We start from the raw sequence: 22,675 nt of genomic DNA, 5'->3' as shown, positions 1-22,675 counted from the left end.
CAGGGACGCATCAATGAGAACGCTCATTTTCACTATCGCCCAGAACGGGTACGCGACGGCATTTTTGCCCTGCATCGCGAGCCAGCGCGCCTACGCCAAGCGGCTCGATGCCCAGTTCGTGGCCATCACCAAGCCCGCTCGAGTGTCGAACACAGCCCTGAGCGCATGGCTCAAGATCCCCGTGATGCTGCACGCACTAGAAGCGGGCTACGACTGGGTGATCTACATAGATGCAGATTGCGAGGTGCGTCGCGACGCACCTGATTTCCGAGAGAATCTCCGTGGCCACATGGGGGATGTGTTCATGGCGGAGGGGCGGAGCGGCCGAGTCAACTCAGGTGTCATGATCGCTCGTCGATCAGACCAGTCCATCGAGTTCTTCCGTCGTGTACTCGACAGCGTGACAGAGCCCGTGCCCGAGGAAGACCGCGCGTCTCTCAAGTACGAGAACGGGAATGTGATCTACGTAAACCGCGTGCACGGTGGCGTTTCGCCCCTGGAGGCCCGGTGGAACAATACGAACGAGCCCGACCTGGACGACTACATCCGGCACTACACCGGTCGGCTCCGCCCGCTTTTAAAGAGGTCCCCCTGGCGCGAGGCGCAATATCAACTTCTGAAGAGGGTAGGAGCGCGTCAGCTTCTGAAATTTCAGAGGCAACCGGAGCGACGGGATGATCAATTCCTGACGGCTCTCGACGAGGTCGAGTCTGCGGCCAGAGCTGCCTTTCCGGCGCTCGCCATCGCGCGATGAGCATGACGGCCCACCGTCAGCAAAAATGGCTCACGGCCGGCGCCGGGACTTTTGTCGCCATCGCCGCTTTGGCCCTCACGTTCGGAGCGTTGATGCTTGCGTCGCGCGTGGGCCATCCCCTCGTTATCGCGCTGACAGTCTTCGCTCTTGCCGGCCTGATGACGTTCCTACTTCCTGTCGACGTGCTGCCCGCGGTCGCGCTCGTCGCGTACATCTTTATTCCGCGGACGTTTCTCGCCCTGCAAAGCATCACGGATGTCTTCACACCTTCCTTCATCGTGCTGCTGGTGTGGGCGATTCGTTCCTACAGTCGGCGCACCCACCCGAAAGAGGTCTTTCGCGCACCCGCGGCGGCCCGAGTGTTGGCCGTTGTCTTCATTGTCTGGCTCATCGTTGTGATGCTGCTCAATCGGGTCATCCCCACATCCTTGGTTTGGATGCTGGACTTCGCCGTTCTCGTCCTGATTCCACTGTTCGTTCCTTTCACCAGGAAAACGGTCGAGAATGTGCAACGCGCCTTCCTGACGTGTGCGGCCATCCTCGCGGCCTACTGCATGATCGAGTTCGCTCTTCAATTCAACCCGGTCCAGCCCATCCTCGCGACCTTCGGCATTCCCGATGTTCAGCACTGGTCCGTCTACCGCTCTTATGCCACCCTCGGGCACCCCCTATACGCTGGCCTGTTCTTCGCAATCGCATTCTCAATCGCCCTCGGTCGCAAGCTAGAATCACGCGGCAGGTTCAACCTCGTCGTCGCGGGTCTCTCGTTGCTCGGGCTCCTCACGACGGTCTCCCGCAACAGCATCGGGGCCGTCGCCATCGCTTCCGGAGTTATGATCATTGCCAGCCTGGTCACCCGCTCCAGACTGAGTGGGGTGACCAGGGTGACGCTGGGTGCGATCGTCGGCGCGGCCGCGATCGGCGTGACCCAGGCCCCGGTTTTTCAGGACCGAATCGATTCTTCCGAAGCCGCAGGCTCGACCGCAGCCCGCGACGCGATCGTTTCGATCGCCATGCGAGCGGCCGAGGCTGATCGCTGGCTCGGCGGCGGGCCGGGAAACTCACTCATCATTGCCAAGCCGTATAACGTGCGCGAGACCATCATTGAGAACGCGTACCTGCAACTCCTCATCAGCGTGGGCCTCCCCGGGCTTTTGATCTTCTGTCTCATCTTTGCTGGCGGCGCTTTCTGGGCATTCCGGACCGGCTCCTTGGTGGGACTCGGAGCGGTCGCCGCCTATGCCTTCTCCATCGGTTTCTTCAACATTTTGGAAACGAGCGGGGGGTCCCTCGTCCTAGGCGGCCTGGTGCTCCTTCTCGCATGGGGGGGCGCAGCCACCAAACCGTCACCGGAAGGCATCGGAGACGCGTCACTCACCGATGCCATCCAGACAAAGGGGCGCTTCGCGTGAGGGACGACGCTGCGTTCAGAAGAAAAGCGGTATCCGGTGCTGGCTGGGTTGCCGCTGACAAATGGAGCAATCGCCTTACTAGTCTCGTCATACTCACGGTGCTCGGTCGGCTACTCACTCCGGCCGACTTCGGCGTCGTCGCAATTGCTACGGCGTTCCTTGCCTTCGTAGCGGTTTTCGCGGATCAAGGGTTCGCGCGTGCCCTTGTTCAGCGCTCCGAATTACCCAACGTCTACCCCACTACCAGCTTCTGGGTCTCTCTCATCTCCTCGCTGATTCTGGGCACGCTGGTCGCACTCACCGCCCCATTCGTCAGCGCTATCTTCAACGGCGGAGACACGCTGACTCAGGTCATTCAGTTGTCCTCCATCGCACTGGTGCTCAACGCAATTGCCTCGACGCCGGCAGCATTGCTCGAACGCAACTTCGATTTTCGCGCACTCGCGATCCGCAGATTTACGGGGACAGTCACCGGAGGCGTTGCCGCGGTCATCGCCGCCTTCGCAGGCCTCGGCGTGTGGAGTCTGGTCCTGCAGACCCTGGTCACGGCCACCGTCTCGCTTGTGACGCTGTGGCTCGCGAGCAGCTGGCGTCCGTCCTTGAGCTTCAGCCTTACTGCTCTGCGACACCTTTGGGCAGTCGGGTCCAGCATCATTGGCATGGAGCTCGTGAGCTTGGTCAACTCGCAGGCGGATCGACTTCTCATTGGCGCCGCCCTGAGCCCGGAAGCAGTTGGCTACTACTACCTCGCCATTCGAGTCGTCGCCATCATGGTCGACCTATTCTCTGCAGTTTTCTCCGGCGCCTCCCTGACGACGTTCTCCCGGTTACAACATGACCGGCCCCGACTCCTGGCGTGGTTCTACAAACTCACGAGCATGAGCAGTACGACAGCCATACCCATTTTCGCGTTGGCGCTTGTCACCGCGCCGGTCATGATTCCGTTTATTTTCGGAAGCCAGTGGGGCCCCAGTGTCATCCTCTTCCAAGTTCTTTCCCTTCTGGGTGCTCTCAATGCCGTCGCCTACTTCGATCGCAGCGTCCTTATCGCAATCGGCAAAGCGAAAGCGGCGTTCCTTCTCACGCTCGGGCAGGCTGTACTGGGCGTCGTGCTCGTGGTTGTAGCAGTACCCTGGGGAGTCATGGCCGTCGCGATCGCCGTTACGACTCGTCAGTACCTGTACTGGCCGATGCGATTGATCACGTTGAAACGGAACGTCGGCGTCTCCCCAAGAAAGTACCTCGGGCAGTGGCTCAGGCCATTCCTTACTTCAGTCATAGCGATTATCCCTTCAGTCATCCTCGCTGTGGTTTGGCCAGATTTCGCGTCGTCGGCTCCCATCGGGTTCGTAGGTCTGAACGTCGCGCTCGTCTCACTCATCTACGGTCTGGGCGTCTGGCTGCTGAACAGGGACTACTTCCACGACGTCCGCAGGATTGTCCAAAGGAAGTTCTGATGCTCAATAAAGGAGGCTCAACGGAATGACTGTGGAGGTTGTCCACTTCAATCCCCGCCGACGTCGACCCGGCTTGCTCGGGAGAATTCTTCCGCGACGCCCCCTCAACAACTTCGGCGACCTCCTCGGCCCACTGATAGTGGACCGGATAGTAGCCGAGCGCGGTCTGATCGAGCCCGCGGAGCACAAGCGTCTCGCCTGCGTCGGGTCGATCATGAGGCTGACCGCGCCTGGAGATGTCGTCTGGGGGTCGGGTATCAATGGAAAGACGATGAGCCTCGGCGCCGCGCCCCACCTTGATGTTCGAGCCGTCCGCGGGCCCCGCACGGCGGAGGCATTGAGAGAGGCCGGGGTTTCGGTGCCGACGGTGTTCGGCGATCCGGCGCTCCTCTGGGCACGTTGGTGGCCACGGGAATCGTATCTAACTGGCGAACTACTGACGCCCGTATCCGTCGTGCCGAACCATAATGAGCGGTCGAGCTACCGTGGCTCCAACGTTATCGACCCCCTCGGCGAGCCGCACGAGATCATCGGGAAGATTGCCCGCAGTGAATTTGTGTGCGGTTCTTCGCTACATGGCATCGTCCTGGCGGAGGCGCTCGGGATCCCTGCAAGACTCGTCCGCTCGACCGCGGAGCCTGCATTCAAGTACGACGACTACTACGGGGGTACAGGGCGTCCTAACTACTCGGCAGCTTCTTCGGTAGAGGAGGCGATGGCAATGGGAGGTGAATCACCACCCGTTTTCGACGACGCGGCGCTTCTCGAAGCGTTCCCCGCCGATCTATGGCATGGAAACACATGACCGACCCCTTCTCAGGAGCGCCGCCGCGCAGAATGCCGAATAGTTCGACCCCCTCGAAGAGAGCGCCCTTAGTGAGCAGATCACCGATCGGCCGTCCTACCATCCGTGTCTACGAAGCGGTACCTGGTCCCGGCGCCACCGTAAAATTCATCGATGAGATCGTTCGATACGCACCGGAAGACATAGCATTTTCTTTCCATTCGTGGTCACGAGCCGTCTTTGGTCGTTATGACGTTGCGCACGTGCATTGGCCGGAATTTTACTTACGAGACCCCTCGCGCGCGCGACGGATCATCAAGAGGTTCTTGTTCCGGGCCTTCCTCGCTCGCATTCGGTTCACTCGCACCCCAGTTGTTCGCACTGTTCACAATGTCAAACCGCACGATGCGGGCGACGCAGGCGAAAAGCGGCTTTTGCAAGCGCTCGACAAGCTTGTGCGTAAGCACGTCGTGATGAGCAACTGCACACCCGTCACCAATCCGTCGACGCGTGAGCTCATTCCCCACGGAGATTTCGTCGAGGTTTTCGCTGACGTAGCACGGGAACAACGCGTCGAGGGCCGGGTGCTACTGTTCGGCCGAATCCATCCCTACAAGGGCGCCCTTGAGCTCATACAGGCGGCTTCAGAAGTCGCTGATGCCGGTGTCGAGGTGCGCATCGTCGGCTCGCCCACGAAGGATATGAGGTCGGCTATTGAGGAAGCGCTCACCGATTACGATGGCACAGCCCAGGTGACAACAGACCTGCGGAGCGTCAGCGACGAGCAGATGGTAGAAGAAATCACGCGAGCAGAAATTGTCGCCCTTCCCTATCAGGACGCGGGCAACGGCAATTCGGGCGTCGCCATGGTCGCGCTATCCCTAGGGCGTCCCGTCCTGGTATATCGCAGCTGCTTGATGGAGGAACTCGCGTCAGAGACAGGGGCGCAGTGGGTGCAAATGATGGACGGCGAGCTCACCGGCGGGGAGCTCGAACGCGCATTGCGCAACGTCCGAGGGTTGGACCCAAGCACTCAGCCGCGACTCATCGACAGAGACTGGCAATCGGTCGCGTCTGCTTATGCCGGTGTATTTCGCGATCTCACAAGGAGCCGATAATGCCCAAGGTTTCAGTCATTACAGGATTTTACAACCGCGCGCATCTTCTCGATCGCACAATCGACTCGATCATGAAGCAGACGCTGACCGATTTCGAATTGATCGTCTTTGACGACGCGTCTCGCGACGGCACCGCGCAGCGTCTGCTGGAGAAAGCCGCAGAACTGAATGATGAGCGGTTCACCTTCGTGACGCACGCGCAGAATCAGGGTTTCGTGCGAGGGCTAATCGATGCGATCTCGCGCTCAAGCGGCGAATACATCGCCATCCAGGGGTCCGGTGACTCCTCGCTGCCGCGTCGGCTGGAGCTTCAGAGCGCGCTTCTTGACGCCCGACCGGAGGTGGGTGTCGTAGGGGGCTGGTATTACAACGTCCAGGATGACCTCGGCACCGAACGACTCCGTCGCCCCGACGCCAACGACATGACGCTGAAGTCACTCCTGCACGGTAACAAGTTCTCGCACGGCGAGGTAATGATCCGGCGCTCCGCTCTCGAGCGTGCCGGCGGGTACCGCGAGGAGTTTACCTTCGCGCAGGATTACGACCTCTGGTTACGAATCGCCCGGGATTTCCGCTTTGCAACGGTGCCCGAGCCTCTCTACCGGCGTCACGTGCAATTCGACGGCGTCTCTTACGACCCAGCAAAAATCATCCGCCACGCAAGCTACTCTCTGTCGGCTCGAAGGCTCGCACTGATGCCCAGTGCACAAATGAACCAGGCTCTCAAATCAATTCGCGAGAATGGGCCCGAGTCGGTGGTTCCTGCCGACGACCCGGATGTGCAGAAGAAAGTCATACAAGCTGTCCTCCGGCTCGTAATCTTTGGTTCGCCTGAAGCGGGGGAACGACTCGCGCGGACCAGCATGACGTCGACACCAAGGCGCATCGTTCTTCAAACGTTCGCGCGAATCTACGGTTCAAAGCCGGCACGCCTATTCACGCCGCTCGTTCGGAGAGCGGTCGGCATGACACGCGCGGCTGGGGCGAGGTAGACACGCCTACGCGTGCGCAGGCAGCGAGTCGCCTCCTGACGTGCCGCCGGGCCAACGCTGTTGCGCGGCTTCGTGGGCCGCGGAAACTTCGCCCTGTTTGTTGACGTATCGAACTTCACAGTCCATCGCGAATCCGGTTGCCTGCATCACATCGCGACGGATCTTTGCGATGAGCCAGAGGACGTCGTCGGAAGTTGCGCCCCCCGTGTTCACGATGAAGTTCGCGTGTTGCTCGGATATCTGCGCGCCACCCCGCCTAAAGCCTTTTAGACCGACGTCTTCGATTGCACGGCCAGGGGGGCCCACGGTGGCATACATCTCCGGGTCGGACAAGAAAGTCGAGCCACAATTCGGAAGGTGCTCCGGAAATCGCGACCGCCGGGACTCGACGACGGCGTCCATTGACCGGTGAACCACCGCGGCATCAGCGCGATCCAGGTTCAGGTCCACCTCGACGACGACGACATTCATTTCCTGGAGTACAGACCTGCGATAGGCAAACCGACACTCTTCCTGGGAAAGCTCGCCTCGACGGCCGTCGGAATCGATGTAGACGACTCGTCCCACGTGCGAGCCAATGCCCCTACGCTGACTACCGCCATTCATAGTGACGAGTCCCCCGAGAGTCCCGGGGATGCCAACTGTGTGCTCGAGCCCGGACAACCCAGCATCCGCGGTCAGCCGCGCCAACTGTGGAATGGATATACCGGCCTCGGCACGTACGGTCGTCTCCTGGATCTCGCAATGGTCAAACCCACGTCCGACTCGCAAAATTACTCCGTCGAAGCCTTCGCTGTCGAAAAGCAGATTCGAAGTCTCGCCCACAACGAGGAACGGGTCTCGACGATCGCGCATCGTTCTTAGTGTCTGCTCGACCCCTTCTGCCGTGACCGCACTCACCACCGCGCGTGCAGGACCTCCGATTGCCCATCGCGAGATCCCGGCGAGTGACACGTCAAATGCGATCTTGACGCCCCGTATGGCCGCCAGATCCATCCGCAGGTCGTCCGTGTCGTCAACCACGTGCAGCGAGCAGGTCGGCAACCTGGGACGGTGTGGGCGCGTCTTCATACACGGCAATCTGCGATCCGAGCCGACGGAGCTTGGCCTCCAGATCGTTGTAGCCCCGCAGCGCCATCTGCGCGTTCTGGATGACCGAACGACCCGGTGCGCACAATGCGGCCATAACGACCGCCATCGAGCCGCGGAGATCCGTGGAGTTGGCGACGCCGGGAATGAACCGCGCTGGCCCTTGAACCGTAATTTTGCCTCGCTCTGCTGCGAGGTGATCGCCGTCAACTAGCTTCGCGAGCTCACCAACGAAGGCGATTCGTTCGGGGTACCGGTAGTCATAGATGCGGGATGTACCCGAGCCCACGAGCCCCAGCATGACGTAGAAAGCCTGCATATCCGAGATGACGCCGGGATGCGCACCACACGCCAACTCGAAAGGTTCAACCCGACCAGATTGCAAGCACTCGGGCGTGACATGGACGGAGTTCGAGTTCCTGAAGAGGTCGATCCCCGCCTGCTCAATGTGAATGAGAGGAACCTCCATGGACTCGAATGGCACGCCCTCGATCGTGAGGTTCCCGCCTGACAGAATCGCGTACACAATCCAGGTCAGCGCCTCAATTCGATCGCTCATCACGTCCATGCGAGCTCCGTTGAGCGCGGATCCCCTACCGTCTACGACGATGTGGCTCGACCCGTATACGGTGATGGACGCTCCCATGCGGCGAAGTAGCGCGATCAGATCGTTGACCTCCGGGGTGATGTACGCATTGAGGATGGAGCTCCGACCTTGCGCTACCGCAGCACAGAGCAGTGCGTTCTCAGTCCCACCCACGGTCGAGCTCGGGAAATTGATCTCACCTCCTACCATGCCCTTGGGCGCGGAAATCTCAATGTGGTCTTCCAATTCACGTACCGACGCACCCATCCGCTCCCACACCATTATGTGGAGGTCGTATCCCCGGGAACCCGACGTCCCGCCACCAATCGGGCATCCGCCCGGATAAGGGATGCGAGCAATCCCCTCACGGAGCAACTGAGCCGCGGCCAGCAAATAGGTTGTACGGATCGGAAGGTCGTACTCGTCTCGCGTCAGCACGCCCGCAGTGAGACTCGCCGCATTGACCGCAACCATTTCGTTGATGTGGTCGACCTCTACCGTCGCCCCCACGTTCCGCGCGAAACTCACCTTGTGGCCTACGTCCACCAGCTTGGTCGGGAAATTACCCAGTTCGACCGTCTCGTCTGACAGCAAAGCTGCGGCCAGCAGTCGAGTCGCAGAGTTCTTTGCACCACTGACCCGCACGTGTCCGGCCGGCGCCGTGCCACCATCTACTACTGCATACATTCGATCCTCATTCCCCCACCAACTTGGGAGCGGTCGTCGACGGCCGCTCAACGTTTGTCAGCTCTGCGGCTGCGAGTAACTGGTCCGCCTGAAGCTCAGGAGCCTCCGCGACCTGCGCAACTCCCAGAGATTGGACGAGATGCCCGATCTGGAGCTGATGGTCATCGACATGCTCATTTCGAATGCGTCGCCGCGGAACCACTACGGGGTGCACTCCCCATTCCAATAGGTTCAGTATTGTTCCCACACCGGCGTGGGTGACGACAACGTCCGCACCAAGCGCCAACGAACGGAACTCATCTGCCGATACCTCGGGCACGGCGCGACCCGGGAGGTCGGACCGCGACGTCTCTCCGAGCTGCCACACGGTCGATGAGTTTGCCAACCCGGTGCGCAACATCGCGTCGATCATTGCATCGAAGCGGTACGGCTTGATCGTGCCGAGAGTGACGAAGATCTTCAGCGGCCCGTCTCCGCTTCGCGTACGAGGTGCGGGCGCGAACTGCGCGAGAACGCTGGGGTGTTGTTTCCAACGCCCGCCAGACCACGTCCGGTGCTGAGTGTTCAGTTCTGTGAGGTGGGACGCGCTCAGAAGTCGCCCTGTTAGGGAGGGTCCCTCCACGCGAGACACGCTCTCGAGGTAACTAGCGGGAACTCCCCGTGCAGCGGCCACGGGAAGCACGCCCATAGCAAGCGCAGCGCCTGTGCTCACCGCGATATCGAAACGCTCCCGCCGAAGAAGCCGCGACATGCCGCGCGCAACGCGACAAGCCCCTGCAATGTCGCGAGGTTTGACGTAAGGCACAAAAATTACTCGCCTCCCCTCCAGCAACGACCTACTTTGAGGGGTATCAAAGGTCACCCACAGCGAATCGCCCGTAGTGTTCCAAGAGCGCTCGAACCTAACGAGCTGCGCCAGGTGGCCCCCGGTCGACGCTGCTAACAAGGCTTTGACTGGCGTGGAAGATTGACGCAGGTCGTTGATCGAGAGCTTTTCCTGCAGCCGAAAACCCACTGTGCACCCTCTCCACGAGCGGGCGATGCCCCACCCACCTTCGTAGACTATCAACCCCTCCACAAATGCCTTCGTCCGATCGCCGCAGAAGGCCCAGGATTCACACGTGACAGACACGCGATCTTCATACAGCGGACATCTCCCAACCGCCTCCGGTGAACCGGGGGCGGGGACGATCGGCCGTATCCTCCTCACACTCACCCGACTCCGACTCGCGCCGATTGCCCTCTTCGCTGCCGCCCTTGTCCTGACAGCAGGCTCCCCAGCTCCAACGTCGTCGCCGGCGACGGCGCCCACATTCACTGTCGATGCGCTGTCCGCGTCCACCGGCCTGCTTTCCGGAGGGCAACGCCTGACAATCACGGGCTCAGGTCTGACTCAGCCCATGTCCGTGTCCTTCGGAAATGCAGCCTCGACCGACGTCGGGCCTGTCGAGAATAGCCCAGCCGTCTACTTCGGGGCGACCGATGGGTCTGGGAATCCTCACTTCCAGAAGATCGCTGGACGGCAGGTTTCTGTAATGAACAAATTCTCGCGATGGTCAGGCGACTCGGCCGCTGACTTCTTAGATTTTCCGCGATCATGGGTGGAGTCGGTGGACGCTCAGGGTGTCATCCCGATGCTCACCTGGAACCCCACCTACATCGACAAAGAAAGTTGCGCGCGTTATCGATCCCTTTGCGGGTACGACCTTAAAAAGATCGCCGAGGGGTCGTACGACGACTACATCAAAAAGTTTGCCGGAGAAGTTAAAGCGGCGGGGATACCTATCTTTCTTCGAACGATGCACGAGGCGAACGGGGACTGGTACCCATGGAATGTGCAGAAAGGGTCGTCGCGCTCTTCCTATATCGCCGCATGGAGGCACATACACGACATCTTCCGGGAGACAGGCGCGAATAATGTCACGTGGGTGTGGTGCCCGAATGTAAAGCGCACGTCGGGCGCAACCGCGAACGTGCCTCTTTCGTCTTTCTATCCGGGAGACGACTATGTCGACTGGATTGGTCTGGACGGGTACAATCGAGGTACGAACATGTCCTTCTCGGCGATATTCGAGACGAGCCTGAAGCAGGTTTCCTCCTTCTCAAAAAAGCCCATTATGATCGCTGAACTAGGAACCGCGAGTTTTCGATCCAGCACGACCAGAAGCAACTTTCTAACCAAAACCTACGCCATCGATTTACCCAAGAAGTTTCCGCAAATCAGGGCAATTCTCTATTTCATGAATACCAAGGACGTTGATCTGTCTCGCGATGTAAAATCCTCCAAGGCGCTTGCGCAGGCAGTCTCGGGCGGTTACTACGCGGGCCCGCATCTGGCAAATATCGTCGATGCGAAGATCGAGCCACTGAGGCACGAGGACGCGATTTCCGTCCTGACCCCACCTCACCCGGAAGGCGTCGTTCGAGTGACGGTGACGAATTCCTCCGGCGAGGCTGTGGTCGCCTCCCAGACCTTCACCTATCGGGACCCCGCCGCGGAGATCGCAAGACTAGTGGGAACCAGCGCTCTTGCGGCGGTGGGTTTCCTCATACTCCTCGCGGTCGCCTCATTCATCCCCATGGTGCGGAGGCGAGCAGAGAAGATAATGGAATGGACGTCCGTCAACCCAAGGGGCGGGACGTTGTGTGATTGAGACTACGCCAGAACCGAAACCCCACCGCCTCCCCATCTAATTCGTAAGACGAAACCACCCACGGCGCCAAGCCCGCGAAGTAAGCCTTCTCTACCGGACATGCGATCGAAATCCCGCAGGACAGCGGAGACTCCACTATCAGCGCCGGGGGGAAGGCCATCACGTCTGCCAGGTACTGCGCCGGGAGACCTCCGTAGCCTTGCTCGACGGGCAGAGAATAGGTGATCGCGGTGGGCGACAGCCGCTGCGAGGCCGCAAGGATCCACGTCTCGGCTCCGTGCACTAGCACACGGTCGTCGGGGCTCGTCTCCGCGAGGACACGGTCGACGATCTGCGCCTGATAGGAGCCTGCGATGAAGACTCCGGCGCCGAGCGTGGTGCGGAGTCCTTGCAGGGCGGTCGCGCCAGAGCTCGACAGCACGAACGCGGCGAGAGCAGCGATCCCGACGACCCGAATCGTACGGCGTCGAGCACGCCTCTCGCGTCGCCACCACTCCCCGACCGCCGGCTGCACCTCGGCTCCGGCTGCCGCAGCCGCGACCGTGAAGCCGGCGACCGCCACGACGAGGTAATGCGGATATGGCCGGCCAGACGCCATCTGCGAGAGCGCGTCAATCGCTCCGACCGCGAAGAAGACGACCAGGACGGACATGGCCGGAGACCACGTGCCCGTCGCGACCGTTCGCGTCATGAAGGCGGCGCTGAACATGACGAGTGCCACGCCGACAATCGCGCCCGCGACGAGCAGCTGGGCCAGCATCGCGAACGAGGCGACGCGTTCGCCCAGGGCCGTGCCCTCGGAGTAGAAGAGGTTGTACCGTACGTACTGGTCCACTGCCGCGCGCAAAGCGTCGCCCGTCCACAGCCACAGGGTGAGCGCGATCCCGACGACCGCGATGACGCCGACGACGGAGGCGGAGAAGACGAGGCGCCGCCGGAAGAAGACGACGCAGATACCCGCCAGCACCAGCAGGCCCGCGACATTGTTCATGCGGGTGAACAGCCCGACGGACACGGCGAGACCGATCGTTAGGCCCGCTCCGACGACGATTCGGGTGGGGGCTTCCCGGCCCGAGCGAAGCGCTGTGTCGGCGATGAAGCTGTAAGCGACGAGCTGGAACGGGAACAACCACGTCTCCGTGAAGTTGCCGCCCTCGAACACGCCGAGATAGGTCACGCCGACGAAGAGGACGAGAACGGGCGCCCACGCGCGGATCCACCGCGACCACATCAGTCCCGCGACGGTGAGCCCCGAGAACAGAACGAGCGCCTCCAGGATCGGAGCACCGACGATGCCGCCCCCGAGACGCCACGCGAGGGTCTCGATCACCGCGAGAAGCGGACCCTTGTGATCCCACGAGTCGACATAGGGCATTCCCCCGCGCGAGACGGCCATTCCCGTGTAAAGGAAGACTCCGGAGTCACGCGTGATGTGACCGCTGACGATCATCGGCACGTAGGCAGCCAGGCTCACGATGAGGGCGGACGCCGCCGTGAGCAGCGCGAGGCGCACGGTCAGGCGCGTCATCCGACGGACTCGCAAACACCGACGACGTTTCGCTGACGCCACTTCTGCAGCACGCGCCGGTCCCGCGCATGAACGGCAGCCACCGTCAGCGCCGCCGCGGCGACTCCCACCCAGCCCCCCACGGTGTTCGCGATCACGTCGTTGACGGTTGCGAAGCGCGCCGGCAGCACGAAGAACTGCAGCGTTTCGAGCGCGACCGACAGGGCGGGCACGAGGGGCAGCGCCAGCCACAAGAATCGCGTCGGGAAGACGAGGGAGAGGAAATACGCCAGGGGGACGAACATGGCAATATTCGCCGAGAACTCGAGCCAGCGGTAGCCGAACCACTCCGGAACACCGTTGCGATGCAGGATCGACAGGACGCGCTCGATGGCGCTCTCGTATCCCTGGTCGATGGGTGTCGGCGACAACGTGGCCGCCAGCACGACGGCGAGGCAGAGCCCCAGACCCGTCCAGGCGAACAGGTGACGCACGATCAGCCGCGCACGGTCGCGTCGTGCGGAACCCCGCGCCGAACGGAGCCGAGGATGTCGACCCGCCACAGTTCACCGAGCGCTCGGGCGGCGAATCGCACGAGACGACGGGGAGGCAGTACGGCACGCGCACGCCCGCCACCCCACATCGTGCCCTGAGCGACCGCGCCGCGACGGGGGATGCTGGCGACGGAGACGTACCGCACCCGCAGCCGTTCGCGTGCTTCGGAGATGGAGAAATGCACGTGAGGGACGAGGGCGTCCGCCGGGACACCGTCGACGAGGCGGCGCAAAGCCGCCTGCCCGTAGGCGCGGAGAGGCGTATTGACGTCGGGGACGGACCTCCCGCACAACAGGAACACCGCGAACCGCACCAGCCCACTCAAGGCGCGCCGGAACCAGGGATCGGTGCGCCCGCGTCGCACGCCGTGCACGACATCGGCCTCGGCGTGGTCGAGAGCCGACGCCACGCGGGCGATGTCGTCTCCGTAGAACTGCCCGTCGCCGTCGACGTGCACGATGATCCCGGCTCCGCTGCGGAGGCCCTGTTCGTACGCGGCGAGCGCCGTGGGGCCGTGACCCTGATTGCGCGGGGAGCGGATGACGTCGGCGAGGGGAGCGGCCGCGTCGCTGGTGGCATCCGTGGACGCATCGTCGACCACGATCACGGAAACGGAGACACCGATGCTCTCGAACGAGGCGTGGATCTCCGCGAGGAAGGACGGCAGGGCCTCGGCCTCGTTGAAGGCCGGTATCACGACCGCAACATGGTCTTGCGCCTGCACCCTGGCATCCCCGCTCTCAGCCGGGACGGATTCACCCGGCAATTCCCCCGAACATGTAGCGTATGACACTCGTGGGGCGCAGCCGGAATCTTCGTCGTGCGGGCGCTCTGTCTGCCCGCTTCCTCATCGTGGGCGCGATCAGCACCGCGATCGAGATCGCCGCCTTCAATCTGCTGCTTCTGACGGGGATGGGTCCCGTCGCGGCAAAGATCGTCGCGTCGCTCATCGCCCTCGTCAACGCTTACATCGGCAACCGCGAATGGGCTTTCCGCTCGCGCGCACGAACGGGTGCCGGGCGGCAGATGGTGAAGTTTCTCCTCGTCAACGCCGCCTGCACGGGTCTCGGTGCGGCTGCCGTCTGGCTCGGAGCACGCGCGCTCGAGACCGTGTTCGGAGCGGCTGACCCCGTGGGTCTCAATGTCGTCAACCTGTTCGCGATCGGCGGGGTGACCGTCATCCGGTTCGTGCTCTATCACTTCGTCGTGTTCCCACCCACGCGGGCGATTCCAGCCGCCGAAAGCCCCTCGGGTAGGCTCGCCCCGTGAAAACCGCCCCCCGCGTGCTCGGCACCTTGTCTCTGCTCGCCGCGCTCGCCTCCATCGGGGTGCAGCTCGCGGTCGTCGCGCGCCTGTGGGCGGCCTTTGTCGAGACACTGTCGCTCATGGGCACCCTCGCCTTGAGCGCCGCGGGTGCGGTGCTCGGCCTGGCCCTCGCCGTCGTCGCGGTGATCCTGCGACGCGGCTCGGTGGGCGTGCTCGCCCTGATTGCGGGACTGATCAACCTCGGCCTTCTCGCGGCATACGCCTACCTCTTCGCGGTGCTCTGAGTCACCCCGCGGACCGGCGTCGCCAGGCTCCTGACAAGCCGCTGTAGCCGATCAGCCGCATGCCGTCTCGGTCACACTGGTGCGCACCGGGTTGACCATGGGGGTGTGCACGAGCGACACCTCGCCGCCGTCTTCGGGCGCGCCCTCGAAGGTCATCGTCAGCGTGTGCGCCTGCTGCAGCCCATTGACGACCCACATGCGACCCACGGGGCGGCCGAGGTGTTCACCATTGGTGATCTCGACGTCGGTTCCGTCGATCGTCGCCTTGACGAAGCGCGAACCGCTGGGGCCGTAGAACTGGATATCGGTCCCGATGGTGCCCTTGGGGTAGTGCCGCGCGCCGTCGACGTACTTCACGAGGCCGTCTGATGTCGCCTGATCGAGCGCATTCACGAAGGTCACCGTCGTCGTGTACGTGGGCACCGCGGAGCAACGGTCGGCAACGACGTCGGCCGACATCCACGTGTAGAAGCTCAGCTTGCCCTCGGTGAGGTCGTTGACGAACACACCGAGCGTCGTTTGATCGGGTCCGTCGCTCTCGGGCAGCGGTCCCGACAGGCGCGACCCGTCGAAGGCGGACTTGATGCCCTCGTCGAAGGAATGGAAGTAGACGCGATTCTCGTCGACCGCCTGCACGATGGCCGTCGCGAACGGGACGGGTTTGAAGTCGCCCGAGGAGACGGCGTCGAACACCTCCACCGCCGCGGAGGCGAAGAAAGCGTCCTGGTCGTCGTTATTCGGGTACCTGGCGTACACATCGCTCAGCAGGATCTTCACCGCGTCGTTCGAGGTCAGCTTGTCGCCGGTGGCCAGCGTGATCGGACCGGTCGCTCGCAGGATGTACGACAACACCACGGGGTCGATGGAGATAACCCCGTCGACCTGCGTGTCGAAGGATTCCGTCCAATACGCCTTCGCCAATTCCGCCGACAGGGTGAAATCGGGCGTCGACGTGATGTCCTGCGAATAGCGGCCGACCTTGTCGTCGTAAAGCTTCACGACTCCGGGGTCGAGCGGGATGATGGGCGACTCGCGTTTGTTCGTGAAATCGCGGCTCGTCGCCTGTGCGGCGATCTCGAGCTTGCCGCCGTCGAAACGGAGCATGACCACGGATGCCGGGATGCCGCCGGTTCCGCGGGCCTCGGCATTGTTCTGCACGAGGAGGAGATAGTTCTTCGGACCGTCAGCGCCCATCATCGTCGACAGGTGCGGCATCACGGCATTCGCGCGCGACAACGCTGGCTGCAACGCATCAACGGCGCCCGTGAGCTGTGAGAGCGGCCCACGCAGCATTCCCGGCGTGTCGGCGAGGTCGACTTCCGAGAGGGCATCTGCAGCCCGCTCCCCGGCATCCGCTGCCGTCGACACCGGTCCGGCGAGCGAGGACAGGGCCGCGACGTCGAACACTCCCCCGGTCGGGCGCAACAGGCTCGGGTCGACGTCGGACAGCGCGGGGAGGACGCCCTGCGCCAGCTCGTCGATCGCGACGGTGGACTCCCGGACCGCGTGGAGGGTGGGACCGACGAAGGGAGCCTGCTCCGCCACCCACCACAGGGGGGTGTCGGCCGCACCGCGCGCCGCGGCGGCGTGCCCCTGGAGCTTTTGCACGGACGCCTGGACGGCCGCGGGGTCTTCGCCGCCGAATTCGTCTTGCAATTGTGAGACGACCGGTACAGCCGCGCGCAATTCCTTCTGCGCGATGAAGGCGCCGATTCCGACCGCCGCGGCGAGGACGACGAGAACAGCGGCCACGACACCGAGCGCGATCCACGCGATTCGCGTCGGGCTCATCCGGCTGAGGGAGATTCGCGACATGACATTCCGTTCCCGCCGCGAGTCGGGTGTCCGGCGTCGTTCGCGACAAGGGCTCGCCGCGCAAATCGGTATGCTAGCGGAGTCGGATGGAAAGACGGTTGATGCGCAAAGCGCTCACCCTGGGGGCTTCATTCGATTCCTGCCCGCCGACAGACGAGGAGCCGCGTGGGATCCGACCGCACGCCATCCGTCGCCATCATCGGCACTCGGGGATATCCGAGCTATTACGGCGGATTTGAAACCGCGGTTCGGCGGCTCTCGCCGTATCTCGTCGACCACGGGTGGGACGTGACGGTCTACGGGCGGCCCGGGGCGATCGAACTCGACGATCCGGAGCGCGATCAGCGCGTCCTCTCGCGGCAGACAAAGGGCGTCGATTCCCGTGCCTTGAGCACTCTGTCGTACGGCTTCACCTCGACCTTCGACGCCGTCCGTCGCCGGCCGGACGTCGCCCTCATTATGAATGTCGCGAACGGCTTCTGGCTGCCGATGCTGCGCGCGCGCGGAATCCCGACGATCGTCAATGTCGACGGTCTCGAATGGGAGCGGGAGAAGTGGAGCGCACTGGGCAAGGCCGTCTTCAAAGCGGGCGCGCACGTCACGGCGAAGTGGTCGACCGAACGGGTCGTCGACGCGCGCACCATCGGTGACGCGTGGCAGACGCGTTTCGGTGTCGGAGGGGAATTCATCCCCTACGGCGCCGATGTACCGGCTCCCCTGCCCGTCGAGCCCGGCTTCACACACCGCGGTTACGCCTTGCTCGTGGCGCGCTTCGTCCCGGAGAACACCGTCGGCCCCTTCTTCGACGCCGCTGAACGTCTCGCCGAGACGCACGACGTCATCGTCGTGGGCTCCGCCGGCTACGGCGGGGAGCTCGACGATCGGGCGGCAGCCCTCGCCGCGCGGCTCCCGCGCCTCCACTGGTTCGGCCACGTGCACGACGACAACCGCCTCAACAGCCTGTGGCAGCACGCGGGCGCCTACTTCCACGGACACAGCGTGGGTGGAACCAACCCCGCTCTCGTGCAGGCGATGGCCGCGGGAGCTCCTATCCTGGCGCGCGACACCGTCCACAGCCGCGAGGTGCTGGGAACCGACGCCGGTGACTTCACCGGGCCGGCTCCCACGGACATTGAGAGCGCGCTCCGTCGTCTGCTCGACGACCCCCAGCGACAGCAGCAGCTCAGTGCGGCGGCCGTGCAGCGCGCCCGCGCGGCCTACTCGTGGGAGAGCGTCAACGCCGCCTACGAGCGACTGCTGCGCTCGCATCTGTCCTCCGCGGGCGACCGCATGAACGAAGCGCAGGAACGGGAACGCTGACGCCATGGGCATCGCCGGCAAGATCATCCACGAGCAGCGCGAACGCCTGCGCGAGGCCGGTAGTGAGCGGTGGCGCATCGTCAGCGCACAGCTGGCGGGGAAAGTCGGTCCCATGGCCGTGCGCGGTGCGCTCCTCGCCCCCCGCCTCGGGACCTCGCACGGTCTCCCCCTGATCGGACGGGGAGTCCGCGTCCGCAACCCGCACCTCGTGCACGCCGGTCGCGATCTCGTCGTTGAGGACTTCGCCGAGATCCAGGGCCTCAGCCGCGATGGCATCCGATTCGGGAACGGCGTGTCCATCGGGACGGGGACGCTCATTCGCCCCAGCAGCTACTACTCGCGCGCCATCGGCGTCGGGCTCGTAATGGGCGACGGCAGCAGCCTCTCACCCGGGTGCTACATCGGATGTTCCGGCGGGGTGACCATCGGCGAGAAGACCATGCTCGGCCCCGGCGTGCGCGTCTTCGCAGAAGACCACGTGATGAGCGATCCCTCGCTCGACGTGAAGTCCCAGGGCGTCGAGTGGTCGCCGATCGCCATCGGATCGGGATGCTGGATCGCCAGCGGCGTGACCATCACTTCCGGCGTGACGATCGGCGATGGCGCCGTGGTGGCCGCCGGCGCGGTCGTGACGCGGGATGTGCCGGCGGGGGCCGTCTACGGCGGCATCCCCGCGAGAGAGCTGAAGTCGCGGGGCGTCGAGTGAGCGTGCGTCGCCGCTGCATCGTCATCCACCCCTCCGACGAGATGTACGGAGCCGACCGTGTGCTCCTCGAGGTGCTGCGGACGGCCCCCGCCGACCTCGACGTCGAGGTCTGGCTCCCTACCGACGTGGACTACCCCGAGCGCGAGCTGTCGCGAGCGCTTCAGGATGCCGGCATTCGAGTGCGTCATCTCGCCCTTCCCATCATGCGCAGGGCCTACCTCCGCCCCGCGCGGCTGCCGGGCCTGGGATGGAGGACGGTGACCACGAGCCTCCGCCTGCTGGCGGCGCGACCCCACCTCGTCTACCTCAACACCGCCGCTGCCGCCCTCGCCGCGCCTGCCGCGCGGGCTTCGCGCGCGCGCGTGGTGCTGCATCTGCATGAACACATCGACGAGCGCTCGCGCGCCGTCGTACCCTTCCTCCGCTTCGCCCACCGCATCATCGCGGTGAGCCGGGCCGTCGCCGATGTGCTCCCCGCACCGTTGCGGGCACGGACCCGTGTGGTGAACAACGGCTTCTCCGCGGCGGCGCCTCGCGACCTGCCCGGCTTCGCCGACGGCATCCGTCTGGTCGTCGCGAGCCGCTGGAACGCCTGGAAGGGCCATGGCGTGCTGCTCGCCGCCTGGAACGAGATGCGGCGCGACGACCTGCATCTGACCGTCTTGGGTGACAAGCCCCCGAGCGGGGAGGCGATCGACGTGCCCGCCCTGGCCGCCGCCTCACCTCGGCCGAGCACCATCACCATCGTCGGGCCGACGTCCGACGTGCGGGCCCACCTCGACGCTGCGCACGTCGTGGTCGTGCCGAGCATCCTCCCCGATCCCCTCCCCACGATCGCAATCGAGGCCCTCGGCGCCGGGCGAGCGCTGCTCGCCAGCGACGGAGGCGGGCTGCGGGAGATCGCGGGAGACAGCCCCCTGCTCGTCACCCCGGGTGACGAGGCCGCCTGGACCCGCGCCCTCGAACAGCTCGACGAGGACGCCGTCCGCGCGGCCGCGGGGGCCGCCCGCGGTCGCTTCGAGCAGCTGTTCTCGCGTGAAACCTTCGACACGCGCATCCAGGAGGAGTTGTGGAGCGAGGTGTCACGGTGAGGTTCTCTCCCGTCGACGCTTTCGCGCGCCCGTCGCTGACGGGCCGGACGCGCCTGATCACACTCGTCCTCATCGCCGCGGTCGTGGTGAGTTCATTCCTGGGGCGGTACGACGCGGAGATCGTCGGATTCCGCGTCCGCGTCGAGCAGGTCGTGCCGCTCGTGCTCGCCGGGTGGATGCTGATCCACCCCGCGCTTCGACCGGCGTTCGTGCGCGCGCTGCGGCATCCCGTGCCGCTCGTCTATTTGACCTTCGTGGCGTGGAACGTCGTGACGACGCTCGTCTTCTCCCCCAGTCTGACCTGGAGCGCGTCGATCCTCGTCTGGCTCGTGATCGATCTGCTGCTGCTGGTGTCGATGATGACCCTCGCCGACGGAGCCGAGCTCGCCGGCCGGATCGGGCGGTTGTCGGTGGCGCCCTGGGCGCTCGTCGGGTTCGCCGCGTACGTCGTCGCCAACCTGACTCGCGGCCAGATCGCGTTCGGCACCGACTTCGACTATCTCTACGAGGTCTACGTCGCCCGTGTCACGGCGATCGAGGCGAACATCTACGCCTCGATCCTCATCTTCTGGACCCTGCTCGCGATCACGCGCCGCGGAATCGGGCGCTGGGAGATCGCGGCGATCGCCGTCTCGGTCCCCATCGGTCTCGTGGCATCCCAGACACGCACGGCCGTCTTCAGTCTCGTGCTCGGTCTGGCCGTTTTCGGGCTGTTCACCGTGTTCTCGCTGCGCTCGAGCTGGCGGGAACGCGTGCGGCGCATCGCCCCTGCACTCGTGCTCATCGGGACGCTCGTGATCACCTACGGCATCGTCGCTGCGCTCGGGGGCACCGAGCCCGCGGACCGCACGCTGCCCGCGACAGCGAGCCCCTCGGCATCCGTCTCCGCGCCGCCGACGGGGACCACGCCGTCACCATCCCCGACCCGCGAACCCGATCCCACCAACCCCGAGCAGCAGAACAAGATCGGTGACGTCGACTTCCAGGGCGGCACGATCGGCTTCCGCCTCGAGGTCGCCGGTCTCGCCGCGCAGGAGATGAAGGGCGTCAACCTGTGGTTCGGCAACGGGACCAACACCTTCGGACTCCGTCACGAGCAGCCCGGCACCCCCGGCGTCAGCGGGCACATCATCATGCTCCCCGTGCAGGTGCTCTACGACGGCGGCATCGTGGGCCTCGGCCTGCTGATCGCCCTGTTCGTCGCGGTCTTCGTGTGCGTGCCCCGACCGCGCAAGCCGGTCGCGGCGGGCCTGCTCGCCTCGTATCTGCTGTCGGCCACCCTCACGAGCATGTTCTGGTTCGCCATCACGTGGATCCTCCTCGCCGTGCTGCTGAGACCCCTCACCGAGGACGAGCGTGACCTCGACCTCGCCTGAAGCGCCCCGACCGCATCGCGCCCGCAGCGTCGCCCTGCTGACCGGGGTGTCGGCCCTCTCGGCCATCTCCCCGCTCATCGCGCTGCCGCTCATCACTCGCGCCGCGGGTCCCGCAGGCTTCGCGGAGATCGCCATCGGGCAGGCGCTCGGCACTCTCGCCGCCACGCTCATCACCTTCGGGTGGGCCGTTCGCGGTCCCGTTGAGGCGGCAAGGTCCTCTCACCCCTCCCGCGTGTTCCGCGCCAGCATCGTCGTCCGTGGCGCGAACAGCGTCGTCATCCTCCCCCTCGTCGCCATCGTCGCCGCCCTCGCGAGCCACACGGATGATCACGCGCTCGCGATCGTCTCGGCCCTCGCGTTCTCGCTGCAGGGACTGTCGCTCAGCTGGTACGCCGTCGGAGTGGGCCGCCCCCTGCTGTCGCTCGTCTTCGACGCGCTCCCCCGTATCGTGCTGAACCTCGCCGGGGCTATCGCGGCGCTGCTCACCGGCATCCCTCTCGTCTACCCCGTCGTGCTGCTCGTCGGCACGCTCGTCGCCTTCCTCACCGCGACGTGGCTCATCGGGCTGCGCGAGCACTTCTCCGCCCGCGCCGCCCTGATGGATGCCGGGACCGCATACCGCCGCGGATGGCGTACCGCCCTCTCCGCGGGACTCCTGACCTTCTCCGAGACAGCGCCCCTGTCGGCCCTCGGCGTCGCCACCTCGCCCGCCGCCATCGGCTTCGCACCCTTCGACCGGGTGCTCAAGTACGGGTACATCGGCGTCTACATGATCACCGGGTCGTTCCAGGGCTGGGTGGCGTCGGCGGACGGAGAGGCAGGGCTGCGCCGCATGCGCCGCGCCGTCGGCATCCACGCGGTGCTCGCTCTGGGGCTCGGGGCCGCTTTCGCGCTCATCGTCCCCTGGGCGACCCCGATCGCGCTCGGCCCCGGATTCGAGCTCGGCGCCCTCACCGCACTGTTCGGCGGCGTCGCTCTCGCCGCGATGACCCTCGCGACGGCACTCGGAATGTGCGTCGTGCTCCCGAGCGGACGCGACGGCGCGTACCTCGCGTCGGTGTGCGTGGGAGCGGTGTTGATCGTGCCGGCGGTGCTCGTCGGAGCGGGGGCTGCGGGAGTGGTCGGGGCCGCCGCGGGGGTCGCCGTCGTCCAGCTCGCCGCTCTCGCTGCGCTGTCCGTCGCCGCGGCGCCGGTGCTGCGCGGCCGCTGACGCCCCTCAGAC

At 64.5% G+C, this 22,675-nt stretch carries 21 protein-coding genes; 14 read left to right on the top strand and 7 right to left on the bottom strand.

Annotated elements, in window-relative coordinates:
* Positions 1 to 13: 13 nt before the first annotated feature.
* From B0B15_RS04740 to B0B15_RS04715, 6 genes are all read left to right on the top strand, one after another.
* Entirely contained in the window at positions 14 to 754 is a 741-nt protein-coding gene (locus tag B0B15_RS04740; protein WP_076673685.1) for a glycosyltransferase family protein, read from the top strand.
* Positions 751 to 2,166, top strand: a complete 1,416-nt coding sequence (locus B0B15_RS04735; protein WP_083708867.1) for an O-antigen ligase family protein — start codon at positions 751 to 753, stop codon at positions 2,164 to 2,166. The genes B0B15_RS04740 and B0B15_RS04735 overlap by 4 nt, the downstream gene beginning before the upstream one ends.
* Positions 2,163 to 3,623, top strand: a complete 1,461-nt coding sequence (locus B0B15_RS04730; RefSeq protein ID WP_076673681.1) for a lipopolysaccharide biosynthesis protein — start codon at positions 2,163 to 2,165, stop codon at positions 3,621 to 3,623. The genes B0B15_RS04735 and B0B15_RS04730 overlap by 4 nt, the downstream gene beginning before the upstream one ends.
* A gap of 25 nt (positions 3,624 to 3,648) precedes the next feature.
* The gene (locus B0B15_RS04725) at positions 3,649 to 4,428 is read left to right on the top strand and encodes a polysaccharide pyruvyl transferase family protein (protein ID WP_076673679.1); all 780 of its coding nucleotides are present in this window, start codon (positions 3,649 to 3,651) and stop codon (positions 4,426 to 4,428) included.
* Between the two features lie 71 nt (positions 4,429 to 4,499).
* A complete protein-coding gene (locus B0B15_RS15980; RefSeq protein ID WP_176776566.1) occupies positions 4,500 to 5,525 on the top strand; it encodes a glycosyltransferase in 1,026 nt (341 codons plus the stop codon).
* A complete protein-coding gene (locus B0B15_RS04715) occupies positions 5,525 to 6,517 on the top strand; it encodes a glycosyltransferase (RefSeq protein WP_076673673.1) in 993 nt (330 codons plus the stop codon). The genes B0B15_RS15980 and B0B15_RS04715 overlap by 1 nt, the downstream gene beginning before the upstream one ends.
* 6 nt (positions 6,518 to 6,523) lie before the next feature.
* On the opposite strand, the gene murB is transcribed toward B0B15_RS04715, so the two are convergent.
* From murB to B0B15_RS04700, 3 genes are read right to left on the bottom strand one after another with little or no spacing between them, the layout of a single operon-like run.
* The gene (gene murB / locus B0B15_RS04710; protein ID WP_076675174.1) at positions 6,524 to 7,513 is read right to left on the bottom strand and encodes a UDP-N-acetylmuramate dehydrogenase; all 990 of its coding nucleotides are present in this window, start codon (positions 7,511 to 7,513) and stop codon (positions 6,524 to 6,526) included.
* Positions 7,514 to 7,532: 19 nt separating this feature from the next.
* Complete coding sequence (locus B0B15_RS04705; RefSeq protein WP_076673672.1) at positions 7,533 to 8,879, bottom strand: UDP-N-acetylglucosamine 1-carboxyvinyltransferase; 1,347 nt, start codon at positions 8,877 to 8,879, stop codon at positions 7,533 to 7,535.
* Between the two features lie 7 nt (positions 8,880 to 8,886).
* A complete protein-coding gene (locus tag B0B15_RS04700) occupies positions 8,887 to 9,894 on the bottom strand; it encodes a glycosyltransferase (protein ID WP_218123538.1) in 1,008 nt (335 codons plus the stop codon).
* 106 nt (positions 9,895 to 10,000) lie between these two features.
* Here B0B15_RS04700 and B0B15_RS04695 point away from each other — a divergent pair, with 106 nt between their 5' ends.
* Positions 10,001 to 11,533: a glycosyl hydrolase gene (locus tag B0B15_RS04695; protein ID WP_076673667.1), complete on the top strand. Its 1,533-nt coding sequence runs from the start codon at positions 10,001 to 10,003 to the stop codon at positions 11,531 to 11,533.
* Here B0B15_RS04695 and B0B15_RS04690 read toward each other — a convergent pair.
* The 3 genes from B0B15_RS04690 to B0B15_RS04680 are packed head-to-tail and all read right to left on the bottom strand — an operon-like array spanning position 11,502 to position 14,319.
* Complete coding sequence (locus B0B15_RS04690) at positions 11,502 to 13,061, bottom strand: hypothetical protein (protein WP_076673665.1); 1,560 nt, start codon at positions 13,059 to 13,061, stop codon at positions 11,502 to 11,504. The two genes, B0B15_RS04695 and B0B15_RS04690, sit on opposite strands and share 32 nt — an antisense overlap.
* A complete protein-coding gene (locus tag B0B15_RS04685; protein WP_076673664.1) occupies positions 13,058 to 13,534 on the bottom strand; it encodes a VanZ family protein in 477 nt (158 codons plus the stop codon). Before B0B15_RS04685 ends, B0B15_RS04690 begins: the two co-directional genes overlap by 4 nt.
* Before the next feature lie 2 nt (positions 13,535 to 13,536).
* Positions 13,537 to 14,319: a glycosyltransferase family 2 protein gene (locus B0B15_RS04680; protein ID WP_176776565.1), complete on the bottom strand. Its 783-nt coding sequence runs from the start codon at positions 14,317 to 14,319 to the stop codon at positions 13,537 to 13,539.
* A gap of 62 nt (positions 14,320 to 14,381) precedes the next feature.
* On the opposite strand from B0B15_RS04680, the gene B0B15_RS04675 reads away from it, so the two are divergent.
* Entirely contained in the window at positions 14,382 to 14,864 is a 483-nt protein-coding gene (locus B0B15_RS04675; protein ID WP_076673661.1) for a GtrA family protein, read from the top strand.
* On the top strand, positions 14,861 to 15,145 hold the full coding sequence (locus tag B0B15_RS04670; RefSeq protein WP_076673659.1) for a hypothetical protein: 285 nt from the start codon (positions 14,861 to 14,863) through the stop codon (positions 15,143 to 15,145). Before B0B15_RS04675 ends, B0B15_RS04670 begins: the two co-directional genes overlap by 4 nt.
* A 51-nt stretch (positions 15,146 to 15,196) precedes the next feature.
* On the opposite strand, the gene B0B15_RS04665 is transcribed toward B0B15_RS04670, so the two are convergent.
* Entirely contained in the window at positions 15,197 to 16,960 is a 1,764-nt protein-coding gene (locus B0B15_RS04665; RefSeq protein WP_083708862.1) for a DUF4012 domain-containing protein, read from the bottom strand.
* A gap of 165 nt (positions 16,961 to 17,125) precedes the next feature.
* Between B0B15_RS04665 and B0B15_RS04660 the strand changes: the two genes are divergently transcribed.
* From B0B15_RS04660 to B0B15_RS04640, 5 genes are read left to right on the top strand one after another with little or no spacing between them, the layout of a single operon-like run.
* Positions 17,126 to 18,280, top strand: a complete 1,155-nt coding sequence (locus B0B15_RS04660; protein ID WP_076673655.1) for a glycosyltransferase — start codon at positions 17,126 to 17,128, stop codon at positions 18,278 to 18,280.
* A gap of 4 nt (positions 18,281 to 18,284) precedes the next feature.
* Complete coding sequence (locus tag B0B15_RS16875) at positions 18,285 to 18,986, top strand: acyltransferase (protein WP_083708861.1); 702 nt, start codon at positions 18,285 to 18,287, stop codon at positions 18,984 to 18,986.
* Positions 18,983 to 20,077, top strand: a complete 1,095-nt coding sequence (locus B0B15_RS04650; RefSeq protein WP_179078792.1) for a glycosyltransferase family 4 protein — start codon at positions 18,983 to 18,985, stop codon at positions 20,075 to 20,077. Before B0B15_RS16875 ends, B0B15_RS04650 begins: the two co-directional genes overlap by 4 nt.
* A complete protein-coding gene (locus B0B15_RS04645) occupies positions 20,074 to 21,453 on the top strand; it encodes an O-antigen ligase family protein (RefSeq protein WP_076675168.1) in 1,380 nt (459 codons plus the stop codon). Before B0B15_RS04650 ends, B0B15_RS04645 begins: the two co-directional genes overlap by 4 nt.
* Positions 21,434 to 22,663: an MATE family efflux transporter gene (locus tag B0B15_RS04640; protein WP_076673653.1), complete on the top strand. Its 1,230-nt coding sequence runs from the start codon at positions 21,434 to 21,436 to the stop codon at positions 22,661 to 22,663. Before B0B15_RS04645 ends, B0B15_RS04640 begins: the two co-directional genes overlap by 20 nt.
* The last annotated feature ends 12 nt before the right edge of the window (positions 22,664 to 22,675 follow it).

The organism is Microbacterium sp. RU1D (genome assembly GCF_900156435.1).
Taxonomy (GTDB): Bacteria; Actinomycetota; Actinomycetes; order Actinomycetales; family Microbacteriaceae; genus Microbacterium.
The sequence above is the reverse complement of the archived record's forward strand: the minus strand, read 5'-3'. Positions and strand labels throughout refer to the sequence as shown.